At 33.7% G+C, this 18,525-nt stretch carries 19 protein-coding genes; 17 read left to right on the top strand and 2 right to left on the bottom strand.

Annotation, left to right across the window (positions count from 1 at the left end; genetic code table 11):
- The 10 genes from BZG02_RS16740 to BZG02_RS16695 all read left to right on the top strand — a co-directional run.
- The coding region (locus tag BZG02_RS16740; protein ID WP_143470496.1) for an IS3 family transposase at positions 1-97 on the top strand (97 nt) is incomplete at its 5' end.
- A gap of 159 nt (positions 98-256) precedes the next feature.
- Entirely contained in the window at positions 257-1,426 is a 1,170-nt protein-coding gene (locus tag BZG02_RS16735; protein ID WP_101262871.1) for a DUF819 family protein, read from the top strand.
- Between the two features lie 226 nt (positions 1,427-1,652).
- Positions 1,653-2,132: a hypothetical protein gene (locus tag BZG02_RS16730; protein ID WP_101262868.1), complete on the top strand. Its 480-nt coding sequence runs from the start codon at positions 1,653-1,655 to the stop codon at positions 2,130-2,132.
- 280 nt (positions 2,133-2,412) lie between these two features.
- The gene (locus tag BZG02_RS16725) at positions 2,413-2,988 is read left to right on the top strand and encodes an RNA polymerase sigma-70 factor (RefSeq protein WP_101262865.1); all 576 of its coding nucleotides are present in this window, start codon (positions 2,413-2,415) and stop codon (positions 2,986-2,988) included.
- Between the two features lie 72 nt (positions 2,989-3,060).
- Positions 3,061-4,050, top strand: coding sequence for a FecR family protein (locus BZG02_RS16720; RefSeq protein WP_101262862.1), 990 nt, complete (start codon positions 3,061-3,063; stop codon positions 4,048-4,050).
- Between the two features lie 4 nt (positions 4,051-4,054).
- Positions 4,055-4,588 carry a DUF3575 domain-containing protein gene (locus BZG02_RS16715; RefSeq protein ID WP_180335761.1) on the top strand — a complete coding sequence of 178 codons (534 nt, stop codon included), beginning with the start codon at positions 4,055-4,057 and terminating at the stop codon, positions 4,586-4,588.
- A 36-nt stretch (positions 4,589-4,624) separates the two neighbouring features.
- Complete coding sequence (locus tag BZG02_RS16710) at positions 4,625-5,080, top strand: hypothetical protein (protein ID WP_101262857.1); 456 nt, start codon at positions 4,625-4,627, stop codon at positions 5,078-5,080.
- Between the two features lie 137 nt (positions 5,081-5,217).
- Positions 5,218-7,806, top strand: coding sequence for a TonB-dependent receptor (locus BZG02_RS16705; RefSeq protein WP_101262855.1), 2,589 nt, complete (start codon positions 5,218-5,220; stop codon positions 7,804-7,806).
- A gap of 11 nt (positions 7,807-7,817) precedes the next feature.
- A complete protein-coding gene (locus tag BZG02_RS16700) occupies positions 7,818-8,693 on the top strand; it encodes a DUF4249 domain-containing protein (protein WP_101262853.1) in 876 nt (291 codons plus the stop codon).
- A 106-nt stretch (positions 8,694-8,799) separates the two neighbouring features.
- Positions 8,800-9,786, top strand: a complete 987-nt coding sequence (locus tag BZG02_RS16695; protein ID WP_101262851.1) for an N-acetylmuramoyl-L-alanine amidase family protein — start codon at positions 8,800-8,802, stop codon at positions 9,784-9,786.
- A 131-nt stretch (positions 9,787-9,917) separates the two neighbouring features.
- Here the strand turns inward: BZG02_RS16695 and BZG02_RS16690 are convergent, their stop codons facing one another.
- Complete coding sequence (locus BZG02_RS16690; RefSeq protein ID WP_101262849.1) at positions 9,918-10,391, bottom strand: aminoacyl-tRNA deacylase; 474 nt, start codon at positions 10,389-10,391, stop codon at positions 9,918-9,920.
- 329 nt (positions 10,392-10,720) lie between these two features.
- Here BZG02_RS16690 and BZG02_RS16685 point away from each other — a divergent pair, with 329 nt between their 5' ends.
- The 5 genes from BZG02_RS16685 to BZG02_RS16665 all read left to right on the top strand — a co-directional run bounded on the left by BZG02_RS16685 (position 10,721) and on the right by BZG02_RS16665 (position 15,221).
- The gene (locus BZG02_RS16685; protein WP_101262845.1) at positions 10,721-11,119 is read left to right on the top strand and encodes a BlaI/MecI/CopY family transcriptional regulator; all 399 of its coding nucleotides are present in this window, start codon (positions 10,721-10,723) and stop codon (positions 11,117-11,119) included.
- Positions 11,103-13,535, top strand: a complete 2,433-nt coding sequence (locus BZG02_RS16680; RefSeq protein WP_101262843.1) for a M56 family metallopeptidase — start codon at positions 11,103-11,105, stop codon at positions 13,533-13,535. The genes BZG02_RS16685 and BZG02_RS16680 overlap by 17 nt, the downstream gene beginning before the upstream one ends.
- Before the next feature lie 144 nt (positions 13,536-13,679).
- Complete coding sequence (locus tag BZG02_RS16675) at positions 13,680-14,174, top strand: hypothetical protein (protein ID WP_101262841.1); 495 nt, start codon at positions 13,680-13,682, stop codon at positions 14,172-14,174.
- Positions 14,175-14,275: 101 nt separating this feature from the next.
- Positions 14,276-14,668, top strand: a complete 393-nt coding sequence (locus BZG02_RS16670) for a DUF302 domain-containing protein (protein ID WP_101262837.1) — start codon at positions 14,276-14,278, stop codon at positions 14,666-14,668.
- A 52-nt stretch (positions 14,669-14,720) separates the two neighbouring features.
- A complete protein-coding gene (locus BZG02_RS16665; RefSeq protein WP_101262835.1) occupies positions 14,721-15,221 on the top strand; it encodes a hypothetical protein in 501 nt (166 codons plus the stop codon).
- A 2-nt stretch (positions 15,222-15,223) separates the two neighbouring features.
- Here BZG02_RS16665 and BZG02_RS16660 read toward each other — a convergent pair whose 3' ends face one another.
- Positions 15,224-15,940 (bottom strand): protein-L-isoaspartate(D-aspartate) O-methyltransferase, encoded by a 717-nt coding sequence (locus BZG02_RS16660; protein ID WP_180335760.1) that lies wholly within the window; start codon positions 15,938-15,940, stop codon positions 15,224-15,226.
- 166 nt (positions 15,941-16,106) lie between these two features.
- On the opposite strand from BZG02_RS16660, the gene BZG02_RS16655 reads away from it, so the two are divergent.
- Positions 16,107-17,624, top strand: coding sequence for a M28 family metallopeptidase (locus BZG02_RS16655; protein ID WP_101262832.1), 1,518 nt, complete (start codon positions 16,107-16,109; stop codon positions 17,622-17,624).
- 135 nt (positions 17,625-17,759) lie between these two features.
- Positions 17,760-18,494 (top strand): hypothetical protein, encoded by a 735-nt coding sequence (locus tag BZG02_RS16650; protein ID WP_101262830.1) that lies wholly within the window; start codon positions 17,760-17,762, stop codon positions 18,492-18,494.
- Positions 18,495-18,525: the final 31 nt, after the last annotated feature.

The raw sequence follows: 18,525 nt of genomic DNA, 5'->3' as shown, positions 1-18,525 counted from the left end.
AGAGCTGGAAGAATACATAGATTATTACAATAATAGTAGAATAAAGACTCGTTTAAACGGAATGAGTCCGGTAAAATACCGAACTCAATCTTATTAATTTATTTTATAACCGTCCAACTTTTGGGGTTCACTTCAAAATGGCTTTGAGGTTCTTTTTTAGAATAAGTCTTTACTTGTTGACAATAATTAGTCCCATTCTTTGCATTTCGGTAAAAATCGAAATATATTCGTTTCTCTCAATATAAATAAATCAAATATGCATTCACTAATCTCCCCCGAAAACAATTTAGTTCTGTTTTTCGTGGTAGCAGGAGCTGCGGCTTTTGGTCTCTATTCCGAACACAAAAAGTGGTTCGGTAAACTATCGGGAATTTTGGTTACCATGATTTCCATGTCCCTACTTGCTATGGCTGGCATTGTTCCAGTTGCATCTAACCCAGCCATTAAAGTGGATGTTTACGATATGGTATTCTCCTACTTCATTCCTATTTCTATTCCCATGTTGCTGTTCAGCTCTAATATCCTAAAAATTGTAAAGGAAAGTGGAAAGTTGTTAGTTGCCTATATTTTAGGTGCAATTGGAATCGTATTGGGTTGTTTTCTTGCTTTTTGGCTAATTAATTTAGGTGCTGATTCAGGAAATACTGCTGGAGTAATTGCAGCTACATTAATTGGTGGAAGTGTTAATTTTATTGCTGCAGCCGAAATTCTGAATTTTAGCACCAATCCACTATTTACAGCAACCATTGCAGTAGATAATTTTGTATCCAATTTGTATACTCTTTTTCTATTCCTTACTCCTTCTCTCCTATTTTTATCTCGCTTTTTTGTAAAGCCTAAAAAAGAAAATGAAGTAGCAGCAACCACAGAAACAAACAAATCAGAATTTCCAATGAGTTTGGAACGAGTAGCCGTTTCGGTTTTTATTGCTGCCTTAATTGCAGGATTAGGAAGCTTGCTTTCTCCTTACTTACAAGACTTATTACACACAAAACTAAACCTTAGCATACTAGTAATTACAGTACTAGCTGTACTTGCCGCAAACCTATTTCCAAAACGACTAAAACCATTAGAAGATACCGCTTTTTCGCTTGGATTGTGGATGATGTACATTTTTTTAGCCGTAATTGGTGCCGCTACCAACATGACACAAATATTTAGCATCGGGCCTGCGGTATTAGGATTTTACTTAACCATTATGGTCTTCCACTTCCTTTTCATGCTGGCATTAGCAAAGCTCTTTAAATTAGATGTTTACGAAGTAGTTATTTCATCGGCCGCAAATATCATGGGACCATCGGTTGCGGCTCCTATGGCTGCCTCAATGGGACAAAAAAAGCTGGTAACTCCTGCTATTCTAGTTGGCATCTTAGGATACATCATAGGAACCTTTATTGGTGTTTCTATTGCCATCTTCTTAAGTTAGATACAAATTAAAAAATCAATATACCGGACAAACGGCTTTGCTCAATAGCAAAGCCGTTTTATTGTGTAAAAATTAATTCATTCACAAATAATTATTTAACAATACAGAACCATTCCATAATCATAAAAAAAAGGTGTTATTAAATCATATTAATAATTTTATATTTTAATAAAACCAACACTAAACATGAAAAAGTCCGATATTATTGATCTAACACTTAAAATCTTTGGTAGTTATTGTAGCACTCCTTTATTTAAAAGATTTACATTTTATTAAGACAATATTCACTCAAAACATTCCTGATCACCTAGATTTTGTTGCTTTAGGATTATTCTTGTTAGGAGGAATAATAACTTTTGTAATTGGTTATTTACTAATCTTTAAATCATCGCAACTAGCCAAGAAAATTTGTAAAGAAGATTTTGAAATTAGCCTCTCTGTATATTTAAATTACCACAAAGTATTAGAGATATCCCTAATTATTATAGGACTAGTCGTTCTTATTTTTCAGTTTTCAAGTTTCCTTTCCGGAATTTCTCAAATAGCAACTCATTTTTTCGAAAATTTTCCAATGAATGACCAATCATTGACATATGGTATTGGAGCTGTTGTTCAATACATTTTGGGTTTTATTCTAGTAACTAATTCTACAGCTATTTCAACCTGGATCATCCGAATTAACAGGAAAAATTTAGGAGAAAATTAAAAGAGAACTTGAAATAGACAAAGATTCAGCACCGAAGCTCCCCCGTTTCGGTGTTTTTTGCATCTCCCTCAAAATCGAATAGATCCGAATAAAGAATTACTTGTTCCCTATTTTCTTTTATTGTTTTAAATAACACCTGGAATTAACTTCACAGTAAAACAAAAGATTTTTTTTCATTTAATAATACGTGTGCAAGCCATTTTAATTGTCTATTGTTTAGAAAGAGGTTAAATTCCCCTTTTTAAAATTATTGCACGCACAAATCAGTCTAGTAATAAAAATGGAACACGCGCTAAAAAACCAACAATTCGAAAACCTAACGGAAACAAGAATAGAGGAATTATTCAAAGAACATTATTCGGTTCTAACGGCTTATGCCAACAAATTCCTATCTGATTTAGATGATTCTCGAGAAATTGTTCAGGATGTTTTTGTTCACCTGTTCGATCATCGCGCCGCAGTTAAAATTCACACATCCGCAAAAGCACATTTGTATACTTCGGTTCGAAACACATGCTTAAATACCATTAAACAAAGAAAAAATCATGCTACGCATCATGAAAATATTAAGTATTTAAGTTCTGGTTTTAGCCTGCAAGCCGATAAAATACTAGAGCAAACCGAATTAGAATATGCCCTTTTTAAAGCCATTGATGAATTGCCTGAACAATGCCAACGAATTTTCAAACTAAATAGAATGGATGGTTTCACCAATCAGGAAATTGCCGATCAATTAGGAATTTCGAAACGTACGGTTGAAACCCAAATCTCGAAAGCACTAAAAAGCTTACGGATAACAATTGGCCCCATGCTGGCAACATTGCTAATTATATCCTTATTTAATGCACTAAAATAGTATGTTCAATTTTTTGTGAATTGGTGTACGTGTATAGTCCTTCTTATTTGTCATATCACTACAAACAGCAAAATGAAACAAAATAATCAATATATCGACGAGCAGGTTTTAAAAGCCATTTTAGAGGAAACATCTTCGGATATGGAACAGCTACAATTCCAGGAATGGATTGCTGCTAATTCGGCCAACGAAGCAACTTTTCTTAGTCTACAAAAGATTTGGAAATCGGGCAAAGCAATTGAGGTATTTCAAAATATTGATGAAACTGCTGATTGGGAAATAATTAAGACAAAATCACGTAAAACGATAAAACTAAAAAAGGTAAATCTGTTTATGCGATATGCAGCTACCGTTCTTATTTTACTATCGCTTAGCTTGGTGTACCTATATCAAACAACTCCAGGTTTCGGAAAATACTCGCAATACAAAAGTATGCAAACCAAAAATAAAATTGTATTAGCCGATGGAACGCAGGTGTACTTAAACAAGGAGAGTAAAATTATTTACCCAAAATATTTTAATTCAAAAGTGAGAAATGTAGAAATGATAGGAGAAGCTTACTTTCAAGTAAAGCCCAATCCTACCAAACCATTTATAATTAAATCCGGAGATGCAATTATTGAAGTGCTTGGTACCAGCTTCAATGTTAAAAATGAAACGGATGGAATAACTATTGTAAGTGTGAACTCTGGTAAAGTTAGCCTGAAAAATAGAGAAACTCAGGAAGTAGTTTACCTAACAAAAGGGGAAAAAGGAGTGATTCAAAAGCAAAAAGTAAGCGAATCGAAAAACGAGGAACTAAATTTTAATGCCTGGAAAACAAATGTTCTTACGTTTAAGAACACGCCAATGGCAACCGTATTTAGTGACCTTGAGAATTATTACGGGGTAAAAATCACCAACAAAAGTGTAAAATTAGATACCCTCACTTACACCAATTCATTTTCGAATGCGCCTATCGGTAAAGTTATTGATGAACTAGAACTGCTGCTAAAAATTCATATCATGCAAAAAGGAAACCATCTAATTATTTCAGATGAGAAAAAACAAATTAAAAATTGAAAGAATGAGAAATAAAATCGTTTTATTCGCTTTAGTTATGCTCGCAGGGAGCAATTTTATAAAAGCGCAAAACACAGTAATTAAAGCGAATTTACTAAGTCCACTGGTACGCACAGCATCATTTTTTGTAGAGCAAAAACTAAACAATAATAGTAGTATTCAGTTTGGCATTTTATACACCGGAAATACTTGGGACGACACCAGAGTAAGAGGTTGGGGAATTACTCCTGAATACCGTTTTTACTTATCGGAAACCGCAGCACCAAAAGGATTTTTTGTAGCGCCTTATACTCGTTATTTGCATTACAATTTGGAAAATGAAGTAAATGATGAAGCAACTTTGAATGGTTTTGGAGCGGGCCTAATTATTGGACAACAGTATATTTTCAAAAAAAGAGTAAGTTTTGAATGGTTTTTTGGCCCTGGCTATACAAGTATTAATCTGGATACTAAATCGGGAGCCGAGGAAGACTTCGATACCGATAACTGGGATGGTTTTACACTAAGAGCAGGACTTACAGTAGGTATCGCTTTTTAATAAATATTCTTTATCACTAATTTTCAACAAAGTAAAATGAAAAAATTATTATTTATTGCAGTAATCGCATTTGTATTCGTATTGGAATCGCAAGCTCAAACATTTAAATATAAAGTTATTACATCGGTAGAATCTATTGTTCCTATGGGAATTGGTCGTTCTAGATTAATTGAACAACAAGACACAATTAATGCGGAAGAATTTACAACCGAACGAACCGATGGTAAAAAAAGTAAACAAGGGGATGTAAAGCGCTCCGATGCCAAAGTAGATAAATTTTCAGAAACAAAATTATTAAACTTCTACAGTATGACTGGTATCAACTTCCAAAATATTGCATCGAATGATGCACTAACTTCCTCTAAAATTAATCAGCTTAGTGCAGATGGATGGGAACTTGTTTTTGTAACCAGTGGTGTGGAAAGTGACAGTGGTAAAGGAGATAGAAACGGAATTTATATTACCAGATATATTTTTAAGAGAGCAAACTAATTTTTAACAATAAGTTTACTTACAACTCCTTTTGGGACAAAATTACAATATAATAAAGGAAGCCTTCGGGCTTCCCTTTGTCATTTATAATAACATATGGTAAATTTGAATCCTAATCATTTTGAACCCATACTTACATGAGAAAATTTATTGCTCTATTTTCTTTCCTTCTTTTCTCTTTCTACTTATACAGCCAGGAGTCTTCGTTGCATAAGCAGTTGAAGTTTGCCAATATTTCCTACCCGCTTCACGAGTTGCTCCACGAAATAAGCTTACAAAGCGGAGTAGAATTTAGCTATACCAGCGAATTAAATACAAATCAATACATCGAACTTCCCGCTTTAACAGGAAATCTAAAATACTTCCTCAACGAAATTATTGATACCAAAGCATTCAAAATAATTAGCAAAGAGAATAAAATATTTTTAGTAGGCATTCCTCCTGCCGAACGAAAATACAGCATCAGTGGGTTCATAACCGACTCTAATACTGGCGAATCGCTAATTAATGCAAGCATCATAAATTTAGAAAACTATACCGGAACAATTAGCAATAACTTTGGTTTTTATAGCTTTTCACTGCCCCAAAAACTACAACAACTTCAAATCTCCTACGTAGGCTATCAGGATGTAATTATTCCTATACTCCCAAAACAAGATACTAGTATCAATATTGCTTTAGAACCTAAAAACATACTTAACGAAATTAAAGTTGTAGCCGATGAAAAAAGCAATAACATCAATCATCAATTCGTAAGCAGCAATACACTAACTTCCGACAAATTCATCAATTCGGGAATGTTCGGTGAAAATGATCTATTCCAAAATCTAATTCAATTTCCTGGAGTTCAATCTTCAAACGAAGGTCTTGGAGGATTCATCGTAAGAAATGGTTCCCCTGCTCAAAATTTAATTCTTCTCGATGATGTTCCCGTTTACTATTCCTCTCATTTATTAGGTTTATTTTCCATTTTTAATTCGGATGCCATTAAACATGTAAAACTAATTAAAGGTGGCTTTCCCGCTCGCTACGGTGGAAGAATATCTTCCGTACTCGATATTCGTATGAAAGATGGAAATACGAAAAAACTAGGTGGAGACTTTAGTATTGGATTACTTACAGCCAAATTTAATTTACATGGACCAATCAAAAAAGACAAAACCACCTTTAATCTTTCGGTTCGGCGTTCCTATCTCGATTTACTAGTGAAAGGAATTTTTGAATTAGCCGACAGCGATATCACAGGCGGTTACTACTTTGGAGATTTCAATTTTAAACTCACCCATAAATTCTCGCAACGCGATAAAATTTTCTTCAGCACTTATTGGGGTGGCGATTTAATTCATGTGAAAAATACCGATCAGCAAACAACATCCAAAGAAAAAACCGAAAATAAACTAGGATGGGGTAATTTCACAAATTCGTTACGATGGAATCATGTATACAACAATCACCTTTTTGGCAATACATCCTTCATATTAAGTAGGTACACTTTTTTAGTTAAGGATAAAAAATGGTCACAAAATGAAGGCGAAAATTTTAAGGAAAATTACAAGTACGAATTTCGATCGGGCATCCGTGATTTCACACTTAAATCTGAATTCGATTGGATTCCCGATTCAAAACACTACCTAAAATTTGGAATGGAAACCTCATTACACCACACAAAACCAGGAAGTGAGATATACCAGAACAACGAACAAAATGAACAAAGCACATCCAACGATCAAGTTATCAGCTCTAAAGAACTAATTTTATTTGGAGAATGTCAGATTCAGTTCGGGAAAAACCTACTGATAAATATGGGATCGCGCTGGAGTAGCTTTATTGTAGAAGGAACTTACTACTCTACCCTTGAACCAAGGTTTAGTACTCAATACCATTTACATCCAAAATGGACAATAACTGGAAGTTTTTCGCAAATGACTCAATACCTTCATTTGGTAACAAGTAGCACTCTTAGTTTACCTACCGATCTGTGGTTGCCAGTAACAAGCAAAATTAAACCGATCGATTGTTTTCAATATACCGGAGGAGCAAATTATGCATTTTCAAAATCTATAAAATTTAGCGCCGAATATTACCACAAATTATCACGTAATATTTTAGAATTTAGCGACACTTATTTTTTTCAGAATGTAAATACTGATTGGGAAAACACAGTAGAAGCAGGAAAAGCATGGAGCCAAGGCTTAGAGTTTAATTTAAGTAAAAACAAAGGGAAAACGACAGGAAATATGGCCTACACATTTTCCAAATCGTTTGTAAAATATCCGAAAATAAATGAAGGCAAAACCTTTGCTTCTCCCTACGATCGAAACCACGATTTCTCAATTCTGCTAAATCAAAAAATCAACAAAAAAGTCGATTTTTCTTTAGCTTGGGTATACGGAAGTGGTTTACCTGCTACCCTCTCTTCAACCAATATAAGTACCATTTCGCCATATTATCCGGAAAACATATCTTCTACCCCAATTTTTTCGCACAGAAATGAATTTCGTTTACCAGATTATCATAGAATGGATTTCTCAATTAATTTTAGAAAATTTAAAAAACATGGAGTAAGAACATGGAATATTAGCATTAATAATGTGTACAACAGAAAAAATGCCAACTACGTTTCCATTCGTGAGAACCAAAATCAATTTGGTACTACCAGTTATACTTTAAAGCAAATTAGCCTGTTTGCTTTTCTGCCAAGCGTAAGCTATTCCTATAAATTTTAAGTAAAACTATCATGAAATTTCGCTTCCTTTTTCTTCCTATTTGTTTTTTATTCCTCCTTTCTTCCTGCGAAGATGAACTGGAGGTTCCAATCCCCAAAGAAGAACCAAAATTAGTAATCAATTCATTACTCGGAGTAGATAGTGTCCTCCGAGTTCATGTAAGTAAAAGTTCTTCTTTTCAGAATCAATCCTCCAACAATTCCTTATCCAATGCCAGTATTATTATAAAAGAAAACAATCAGTTGTTGGGAAAAATGAAATTTGAAAGCGATGGCTGGTATTCTCTAAACTCAAATCTTGTTCTTAAAAATAGCTCCTATCAAATTGAAGTTTCTTCCCCTAATTTAGAAACCGCAAACTCCGAAACAGAAACAATAGAACGAATCGATATAGAAACCATTAGCTATCAGGAGATAGGAGAAGATAAATTGAAGTTCACCTTTCAATTTAACGACAACCCAATTCAAGAAAACTACTATATGATTCTTCTAAAAGCACATACTGGGACGTCATACATTCCTGTAGATTTTTATAGCGACAATATTATTTTCAATGGCAATTTGTCCGAAAATTCGATAGGAATAAAGAAAAATATGCTTTACGGTAGTCGTACATTTTCAGACGAAAACTTAAAGGTAAATGGCAATACTATTTCCATATACATTCACCATTCAAATTCTAATAGTTCTAATACAAATCAAGAATATAAATTGGAATTATACCACATTACACCCGATTATTTCAAATATGAACGATCCCTAATTGTTTTTTACAATCGCGACGATTTGCCTTTTTACAATAAGGTAAATCTTCATTCCAATATTAACGCGGGATATGGAATTTTCGCCTCCTATGCAATCGCATCGGAAACAATTACTATTCCGTAAAATAGAAAAGCTATTGAACTTTGATTAACTGCTAATTGCAATTTAAATGACGAGATTTTATAATAAAACACTTATTTTTATCTTTTCATGAAATTAAGCACAAAAAATGATTCGATATATTCTCATCTCTTTCACCATTTTTCTTTTAACTATTAATTCTTTACACGCCCAGAAAAACTACGAATGGAGTAGTGTCAAAAATGGCGAAGGATTCAACTCCTTTTTACTACGAAACCACATCTCTCCCGCAACCGACTTAGAGAGCTTTAAGGAATTAAACAAAGGAAGATTTACCAAAAACGGGAATTTAATTGCCGGCAAAAGATACAAGATCCCACTTCGAATTTTAACCCATCAAGTTAGCATATTAGGTGAAGATCATCAAACGGTAAAACAGATGGATACTACCATGAACGGAGCGGTAATTTATTTAGTTGCCGGACATGGTGGTCCGGATCCCGGAGCAGTAGGAACTATTGCAGGTCATAAAATTACCGAAGATGAGTACGCGTACGACATTGTACTAAGAATGGGTAAAGAGCTACTCTCTCACGGTGCCAAAGTGCACTTTATAATTCAGGATCCCGATGATGGAATTAGAGATGAAAAGTACCTAAAACCAGATAAAGATGAGCTTTGCTATCCATCGCAGCGAATTCCCCGAAAACATACTCCACGCTTAAGACAAAGAGCTGCCGCGATTAACATACTAGCGCGAAATGAGAAAAAATCTACCTACCAACGTTTAATCATTCTACATCTTGATTCAAGAGGAAAAGGAAACAGCACTGATGTTTATTTCTATCATCACGCCATTAGTCGTAAAGGCAAAAATTTAGCACTTGCCTTGCAACAAAAAATGAAAGATAAATATGATGAATTTCAACCAAATCGAGGTTACGAAGGAACTATTGGTACCAGAAAGTTGTACATGCTGCAAACAACAACACCACCATCGGTATTTATTGAGTTAGGAAATATCAATAACCACAACGATCAGATACGTTTTTTAAAATCAGAAAATCGACAAGCCTTAGCAATGTGGTTGAGTGAAGGAATACAAGAAAATTATTTACTATTTAAAAAGAAGTAAGAACAAAAAAGAATCAATTATTTGTTTCATCTGTTTATAAATTTTGTGTTTCTATCAGATGAAACTTTCCATCCGTAACTAATCCTGTTCGTGCAGGAATATTCACGAATGGAGGTTTCATTTTTATTTATTTAAGCATAACTTTTATGCGTAAACTTTAAAGTAATCGGTTCAACTAAATTATGAAAATCTTCATACGAAAGCATAATAAGCTCTGTATGGGTTCCTGCATTAAAAACGATATCATCGTCTTCGGCTAAACTTTCAGCCACATAAACCTCCAAATTGTATAAATTGCCAAATGGAGGCATTGCTCCCACTTCACATTGTGGAAATATATTTTTAAAATCTTGCTCATGCGCCAGCTCTACTTTCTTACATCCCAGCATATTTTTTAATGAATCAAAGTCAATTAAATAAGATGCAGGCAATACCGCCATACACATTCTTCCATCCACTCTAATCATAACTGTTTTTGCAAGCATTTTACCCGGAATATGAGCCGATGAAGCAACTTGCTGAGCCGTATAGGCCGATGAATGCCGAATCGATACATATTTTACATGTCGCTCATCTAAAAACTCTTTTAATTTACGAATAGGCATAATATTTGGATTTATTGGTTAAAAACATTCACTTTGCATAAGGTCGTAACGACCTTTAATTGGCATTGCCAATTGGGTTTTGGTTTCCTGTTCCTACTTCCACCACCTATTATATTAAAATAAGGAGGTACTATTCAAATTACGAAAAAAAAAGCATTAAGTAAAGAGCAATAGTGTTTTACCTACGTATTTATAATCATTTTTTATTACAAATCTTCCTAGAAAAAATCAGTTACTACGAAAAATATCGTATTTTATTTTTGTAATACGATAAGTTTCGTATATCTTTATCTACGAAATTAATCGTAGAAGGAAAAACACCACAAAATATGTCACAGAAGATTAAGCCTACCGAAGCAGAATTAGAAATACTACAAGTTTTATGGACGTATGGTCCCTCGAACGTTCGATTTGTAAATGACAAACTAAAATCGGAAAGAAACGTTGGGTACACTACCACTCTTAAGGTGATGCAAATAATGACCGAAAAAGGAATGCTTTCGCGCGATATGAACTCAAGAACACATATTTATGTAGCGATAGTAGAAGAAAAAGAAACTAAAAACCAATTAATTGATAAATTTATTTCCACTCTCTTTGGAGGATCAACCTCTGGAATGGTACTGCAAGCTTTAGGCAATCAAAAATGCTCAAGTAAGGAGTTAAATGAAATCAAGAAATTAATTGACAACATTGAAAATACAGAATATAATGGAACTAATAAATAACTTCAATATCTATGAATTGAGTCAAACTATTGGCTGGACACTTATTCATTCTGTATGGCAAGCTACTGCTATTGGAGGGCTTATTTGGCTGTTATTTCAATTTATTTCGAAAGACAATGCGAGAATCCGATACGCCCTTTCGAGTTTTGGGCTACTTTTACTATTCGTAACATCAGCAATTACATTTTATCGATACCTTCCATCGAATACCAATACCGCTTTCGCTGATTTTACTGTACAACTAGGGAATTTGGAAAATTTACCACAAAAAACATACTACGACAGGCTGTGGATAGAATTACAAATGCACTTAAAAAATATATTTCCTTATTTGGTTCAAATATGGGTAATAGGAATGCTCTTTCTTTCTATTAACCTCATCTTAAAATACATTTACAGTTTAAAACTAAAAAACCATTTAAGCTACCCTTTACGCTCCGAGTATAACACAATTACCGAGAGCTTAATGGTAAAATTTAATCTCAAACAAACTATTCTATTTAAGGAATCGGGACTACTCGAAATTCCTTCAGTAATTGGATACTTTAAACCAATTGTTCTTATTCCGGTTAGCATGCTAAGTGGAATTCCCAAAAATCAATTGGAAATTATCATAGCACATGAATTGGCACATATTCGCCGACACGATTATTTGTTACAATTCATTCAAGAAATTTTTGAACTTATTTTCTTTTATCATCCTGTAGTTTGGTGGCTATCTTCTGTGGTAAATACTGAAAGAGAGCACATTTGTGACGATCTTGCAGTTAAGGTTTGTGGTGAATCCTTAACTCTTATTAAAGCATTAAATAATATGGAAGCAATCAGAAAAAAACAGTACGAAATGGTTTTAAGCTTTTCCGGTAAAAAAGGAAAAGTATTGAATCGTATTAAACGTATTCTTAGACCAAAAAACTCAAACACCCCAAGAAAAGAGCGATTTGTTCTTAGTGGTGTATTTACGCTCTTATTTGCAGGACTGTTCCTAATTTCGAATTTTGCTATTTCCGGGAATCTAAATTCTCAAAAAGCACTCTTTTCGAAAATTAGCATTCTTGAGAATACCACACACTCAACCAACCAATCGGTTCAAAATGAAGAAGTTCTCTTTCAGGCAAGTCCTGCAAAATCCGATCCAAAAAAGAAAAAGAAAAAAAAAGAAGACAAAACAAAAACGATTAGCGAAAATAAGAACCCTGATGAAGTAAACGAGGTATTTGAAGTAGCAGAAATCGATGAAGTCGCTGAAATATTTGAAATTACAGAAGTAGAAAAAATAGAAATACCTACTATGCCATCTTTCCCTTCAGCTCCCGATGCACCAATAAATTCTACTAATCATCAGAAATTTAATTTCCCGAAAGATTCTGTAATAATCACTTCCATAGATTCAAGCAAACAACCCTTATTTATTTTAGATGGAAAAGAGATTACTCGCTCACAAATGGATCTTTCACCAAACGAAATTGCCTCTATAAGTGTTATTAAAGATGATTCGGCAATTAAACTGTATGGAAAAAAAGCCAAAAATGGTGTTATATTAATCACCAGTAAACCGAATGCCAAACAGGAAGTAGAGTTAAAGTTTGGATCTACTAAGAATCCTCCTCTTTTTTTTATTGATGGCAAAAAAACTTCCCCTAACGAAGCAGACAAAATTGATTCGGAGCATATTGAAAGTATCAATGTAATAAAAGGCGAAAATGCCACAAATAAATACGGAGAAGATGCTAAAAACGGAGCTGTGGAAATTACCACAAAAACACTAAAAACAAGTGATAAATCCTCCACAAAACTAAAGTTTGGATCTACTAAGAATCCGCCCATTTTCATTATTAATGGGGAAAAAACTTCCCCTAACGAAGCAGACAAAATTGATTCGGAGAATATTGAAAGTATCAATGTAATAAAAGGCGAAAATGCCACAAATAAATACGGAGAAGATGCTAAAAACGGAGCTGTGGAAATTACCACGAAAACACTAAAAACAAGTGATAAATCCTCCACAAAACTAAAGTTTGGATCTACTAAGAATCCGCCCATTTTCATTATTAATGGGGAAAAAACTTCCCCTAACGAAGCAGACAAAATTGATTCGGAGAATATTGAAAGTATCAATGTAATAAAAGGCGAAAATGCCACAAATAAATACGGAGAAGATGCTAAAAACGGAGCTGTGGAAATTACCACAAAAACACTAAAAACAAGTGATAAATCCTCCACAAAACTAAAGTTTGGATCTACTAAGAATCCGCCCATTTTCATTATTAATGGGGAAAAAATATCGGAAGAAAAAGCAAAGAAAATAGATCCTAATAGTATTGATTACATTACCATTTTGAGAGATGAAAATGCAACCAAACAATATGGTGAAGAAGCAAAAAATGGAGCGGTTGTAATTCGTTTAAATCAATAAATAAAAATATATAATTTCTCAAAGGCCACATCTTAAAAATGTGGTCTTTTTTGTTTCCATTACTGTTTTATAACCAGTCGCTTGCTAGCTACATTTCTAATTCGTATATTGATTGGAAACCTTATACTTATTAATACACAGCCAATGTTAATTCTACTTGTCATATTCCTTTCGTATGCTCTGGTGAGAATCACCGCACACTTTAGCAAATACCTAATAAAATTTACTGGTAACGACCACTTGCGTTTCGCTTATGGAATTGGTTTTATTGTAATAGGAGCAATGCATATTTTAATTCCAACCCTTTTTGAACATATGTTCTCCACGATTTCAAACTCTACCTACGAGCTAATTACTATTTTAGGATTCATTCTTATTATTTGTGGTATTGGCCTGCTTATCCGAAGAGTGCATAAAGAAGCTGCAATAGTTCTAATTGTTTTAATGCTTATTTTTATTCCACTTAGTATTATTTTTCTTACTCGTTACGTACCAGGACCATTAGGTATGGAATACGAACCATTATTAGGATATTTAAGAATACTTGCCTACTTCTTATTAATATGGTTTTTAATTAAAGCATGTGAACTGTCTCCCAGAAGAAAATATAACAAAACAAAATACGATCAAAATATCTAAAAGGAAAGTATTAATTTTTTATTGTTAGCGCATTTTTACCTACCTTAACAGATGCCTAAAATAATTTTCTGCCACAATTTCTTACCTAAATAATTAAAATTATGAGCTATTATATCCACTTAAGAACTAATTTCAAATTCGACGATGCTGTTGATCGTGTAACAAAAGCACTTCAAACCGAAGGATTTGGGATATTAACAGACATAGATGTAAAAGCAACCCTAAAAGAAAAACTAGATGTCAACTTTAAAAAGTACCGAATTCTAGGAGCATGCAATCCATCCTTTGCCTACAAGGCATTTCAAGTTGAAGATCAAATTGGTATTATGATGCCATGCAATGTTACTGTTATTGAGCAGGATAATGGACATGTTGATATTTCGATGATGGATCCGACTGCTGCTTTTAATGTAATTGAAAATGAAGAACTACAGCCATTTGCCCGCGAATTAAAAGATCGATTGGAACGTTGCTTAACCTATCTTGAAGAATAAACTCTAATGAATTTTGAACTTTACCATTTGTGTCACTTTCAAAAACAGCCTCATGAAACGTTTCCTTTTACTGATATTTATTCTATTCTCAACAGTCTCCTTTTCTCAAAATCCAATAACAAATACTACTTCACCAAATCGTCTATTCGATTTCTGGCTAGGCGATTGGGATGTATTTACCAACGATGATCTGGTTGCTCACAATACCGTTATATTACTGCAAAATGGCAATTTACTGCAAGAAAACTGGGTGTCGGAGAAAGAAAATTTTACTGGTACCAGCTATAGTTTTTACAACTCGAAAATAGACAAATGGCAACAAATTTGGGTAGATAAAAATGGCAACAATTTACTTTTGAAAGGAAATTTTGAGAATGGCAAAATGCTATTATCCAGTAGCAGTGACTCCAATATGGGGGAAGATCAATCTCTACACCGAATTAGCTGGGTCTTGATGCCAAATGGCAATGTAAAACAAGTTTGGGAATCGAGCATCGACGAAGGGAAAATTTGGAATATTCAATTCGAAGGAATTTATAAAAAGAAGGAATAAAATCAATACTTTTTCCCTTTTTCGTTAAGCATAGGTACAAATCGAACTGGCAGAACATTCTGTTTACAGATTTCCCCATTTTGCTTTTTTAATAGAATCAACTTTTTAATATTTTTCTCACCAACAGGAATTACTAATCGTCCTCCTTCTGCCAATTGTGCAATTAAAGCTTCGGGAATCTTAGTTGGCGAACAGCTTACAATGATAGCATCGAATGGAGCCCGACTCGCCATTCCCACATAAGCATCACAACAAAAAGTATGTACGTTTTCGTAACCTAAAAAATCTAAAACCGAAGTTGCTCTTTTATGCAAGGATTCTATAATTTCTATGGAATAAACCTCGGTACATATCTCCCCTAAAATAGCAGCTTGATATCCCGATCCAGTACCAATTTCCAAGACCCTACATTTCGAATTCAATTGTAGTAATTGACTCATATACGCCACAATATAAGGTTGTGAAATGGTTTGCCCTTTGCCAATAGGTAAAGGACGATCCTGATAGGCATAAGCTTTTAATTCTGCCGGAACAAATAAATGCCTTTCGACTTTCTCCATGGCACAAATAACAAGAGAATCGTTCACTCCTCTCCTAATTAGTTGATTGTTTACCATATTTACCCGAAGTTGCTCAAATTCCATTTCTTGTTGATTCGTAAACTCACTATTTCCTCCTAACGAAATAAGTCGTAAAAGGATAAAACCAAAAGCTTTCATAACTCAAGTTCCTTATTCTATTAAAGTTACGACATTAGAAATAGAAAGTAGAATTAAAAGCATTATACAATTCCTTAGTAAACTATCAAATAATAGAGGCAAAATGCCATTCCAAAAACAAATTTTAGTAATTTAATTTCTGTATTTCATTCAAAAAAAAATTCGCATGCGAGCCATCTTTATTCTCCTTTTTATTCTAGCAAGTAATTTATTGCCACTAAAAGCACAAGACAGTATCGCCTTGCATTATTCCAGATTGCTATCAACCAAACAAATTAAAACCGACCTTATAATACTCTCCTCCGACATTATGGAAGGTAGAGAAACCGGAAGCAACGGACAGAAACTTGCTGCCAGATACATCTATCAACAATTTGTAAAAGCAGGAATAAAAAATTTTACCAGTACTACCGATAGCTTGGGATACTTTCAGAACTTCGCCATCTATAAAAAAGAGCAGGCCACTGCTAATGTCGAAGCTTATGGTAAAACATTCACAAACTATAATGACCTACTACTATCGGGATTCACCGACTATTCCAATAAAAGTATGGATCTTATTTTTTTAGGAACCGCACCCGATTCAAGTTACATCAACAAGGATTTTTCGGAAAAAGCAGTACTATTTCTAAGCTCTAATTTATATGCTGCAGCGATAAAATCGAATGATATTGTAATGGCTTCACAAGCCAAATTGGTACTATTTTGTAATCCCAATCAAACGAATCAATACACCGAACTCCTCGAAAAAAGAAAAGCAATAAGTCCACAAGGAATGAATTTAAAATCAGAAATCAACTCCAATTTTAATCCTTACGACTCTATTAATGATCACCAATCCTTTATCAGATATAAAAATCGAATGCACACCTATCAGGGAGCAATTTCAAATGCTACTGCCAGTGCACTTCTTCAAATCAAAACCAAAAGATTAAAACAAATTTTAAAAAAGAAAAAACTAAAGCAAAATGAACAGAAAATTAATCAATTTGCTTTTAATTTTAGTCTAGAATACAACGAAGTAGAAACCGAAAATGTATTTGCCTTTTTGCCAGGAACAGAGAAAAAAGAGGAAGTTTTAGTCGTTTCGGCACATTACGATCATATTGGTAAAAACGAGACTCAGATATTTAACGGCGCAAATGACAATGCTTCTGGAACTGCTACTATTCTGGAAGTAGCCCGAAAATTTCAGCTGGCAAGAAATAACGGACATACAACAAAACGAAGTATTCTTTTTATTGCATTTACGGGAGAAGAAAAAGGCTTGTTTGGTTCAAAATATTTCGTGGACAACTCTCCGGTTTCTTTATCGAATATTATTGGCAATTTAAATGTAGATATGCTGGGTAGGACCGATCAATTTAACGATACTACCAATTATATTTACCTTTTGGGAACGAATCATCTACAACCTAAATTGAAAGTAATATCGGATAGTATCAATCAAATTAGTGCAAATCTAAAGCTTGATTATAAATACGATACTCCTGATAATTACCTTTATAGAGCCTCAGATCAGGCATCCTTTGTGAAACACAACATTCCCGCTATTTTCTATTTTAATGGAATACATGCCGACTACCATCGAGCCAGCGACACTGCAGATAAAATTGACTTTGAAGCCATCAATAGAGTTTCTCAACTTATTTTCTTAACGGCTTGGGAATTAGCAAATGAATAGCTACAGTAAGTTTATTTCCTGAAATTATAATAAAAAATAACTTATTTGATTATTTAATTTTAAACAGGACATAACATAAAATCATTTTTTACGTATGTTTGTATTGTAACTATTGATTTACCTAATTACATCATTATGAAACGTCATTATTTTTTCATTTTACTTTTCATTATTGGAAGTTTTTCATGCGCCAAAGACAACGAACACACTGGTTATATTGATGAAAACGAAGCATTATTGGAAAGTTTGAATGAAGTTGATGGAAGAGATCATACCTACAACTATGATTTTAAACTACTGCAATTTCGCGAAAAAGTGAACTACTTTGCTCCAATTGGTTTTTCTCAAGCATTGGTAAGTATTCCTTCGGTTATGAGAGAGAAAATTAACTTGATATCGCAAAGCGATTTGCCATTTGTAGTTGCACAACAACAAGCAAATATTGTTACTTCTTGGAATGACTCTAATAAATTGGTGTTTCAGGTTCAATTTTCTTATTTAGAGAATGAAACTGGCTACCAAACCAATTTTAAAGACTTCTTTATTATCTCTATCACTCAATATCCCGAAGATCCTTTTCTAGATCCTCAAACTACATTAGAGCTAGAAGAAAATTTACCAGAAGAGTATCAAAAATTAGTATTGGAAGGAACTCATCCTTTATATTACCTGCCAATTTCAGGAACTTGGCCACGAATGTTTGATTACTACAAGTTTATTGAAGAAGATAAACTGATGGATAAAGAATCAACCGGATCGTCGCAATATTACACTTGGTACAATGGTTTAATTTATAAAATTGGATTTAATATGGATATTAGTTCCACCGACCATGAAGCCATCGTTCGAAAAATAATATTAGGAAGTTAACATACAAAAAAGGACAGCAAATGCTGTCCTT

It is taken from the genome of Labilibaculum filiforme (assembly GCF_002843315.1).
Taxonomy (GTDB): Bacteria; Bacteroidota; Bacteroidia; order Bacteroidales; family Marinifilaceae; genus Labilibaculum; species Labilibaculum filiforme.
This window is presented reverse-complemented; position numbering and strand designations above follow the sequence as displayed.

Coding starts and splice junctions, on each gene's coding strand:
- BZG02_RS16735 (WP_101262871.1), top strand. CDS start 257: ATGCATTCACTAATCTCCCCCGAAAACAATTTAGTTCTGTTTTTCGTG.
- BZG02_RS16725 (WP_101262865.1), top strand. CDS start 2,413: ATGGAACACGCGCTAAAAAACCAACAATTCGAAAACCTAACGGAAACA.
- BZG02_RS16720 (WP_101262862.1), top strand. CDS start 3,061: ATGAAACAAAATAATCAATATATCGACGAGCAGGTTTTAAAAGCCATT.
- BZG02_RS16715 (WP_180335761.1), top strand. CDS start 4,055: ATGAGAAATAAAATCGTTTTATTCGCTTTAGTTATGCTCGCAGGGAGC.
- BZG02_RS16710 (WP_101262857.1), top strand. CDS start 4,625: ATGAAAAAATTATTATTTATTGCAGTAATCGCATTTGTATTCGTATTG.
- BZG02_RS16705 (WP_101262855.1), top strand. CDS start 5,218: ATGAGAAAATTTATTGCTCTATTTTCTTTCCTTCTTTTCTCTTTCTAC.
- BZG02_RS16700 (WP_101262853.1), top strand. CDS start 7,818: ATGAAATTTCGCTTCCTTTTTCTTCCTATTTGTTTTTTATTCCTCCTT.
- BZG02_RS16695 (WP_101262851.1), top strand. CDS start 8,800: ATGATTCGATATATTCTCATCTCTTTCACCATTTTTCTTTTAACTATT.
- BZG02_RS16690 (WP_101262849.1), bottom strand. CDS start 10,391: ATGCCTATTCGTAAATTAAAAGAGTTTTTAGATGAGCGACATGTAAAA.
- BZG02_RS16685 (WP_101262845.1), top strand. CDS start 10,721: ATGTCACAGAAGATTAAGCCTACCGAAGCAGAATTAGAAATACTACAA.
- BZG02_RS16680 (WP_101262843.1), top strand. CDS start 11,103: ATGGAACTAATAAATAACTTCAATATCTATGAATTGAGTCAAACTATT.
- BZG02_RS16675 (WP_101262841.1), top strand. CDS start 13,680: ATGTTAATTCTACTTGTCATATTCCTTTCGTATGCTCTGGTGAGAATC.
- BZG02_RS16670 (WP_101262837.1), top strand. CDS start 14,276: ATGAGCTATTATATCCACTTAAGAACTAATTTCAAATTCGACGATGCT.
- BZG02_RS16665 (WP_101262835.1), top strand. CDS start 14,721: ATGAAACGTTTCCTTTTACTGATATTTATTCTATTCTCAACAGTCTCC.
- BZG02_RS16660 (WP_180335760.1), bottom strand. CDS start 15,940: ATGAAAGCTTTTGGTTTTATCCTTTTACGACTTATTTCGTTAGGAGGA.
- BZG02_RS16655 (WP_101262832.1), top strand. CDS start 16,107: ATGCGAGCCATCTTTATTCTCCTTTTTATTCTAGCAAGTAATTTATTG.
- BZG02_RS16650 (WP_101262830.1), top strand. CDS start 17,760: ATGAAACGTCATTATTTTTTCATTTTACTTTTCATTATTGGAAGTTTT.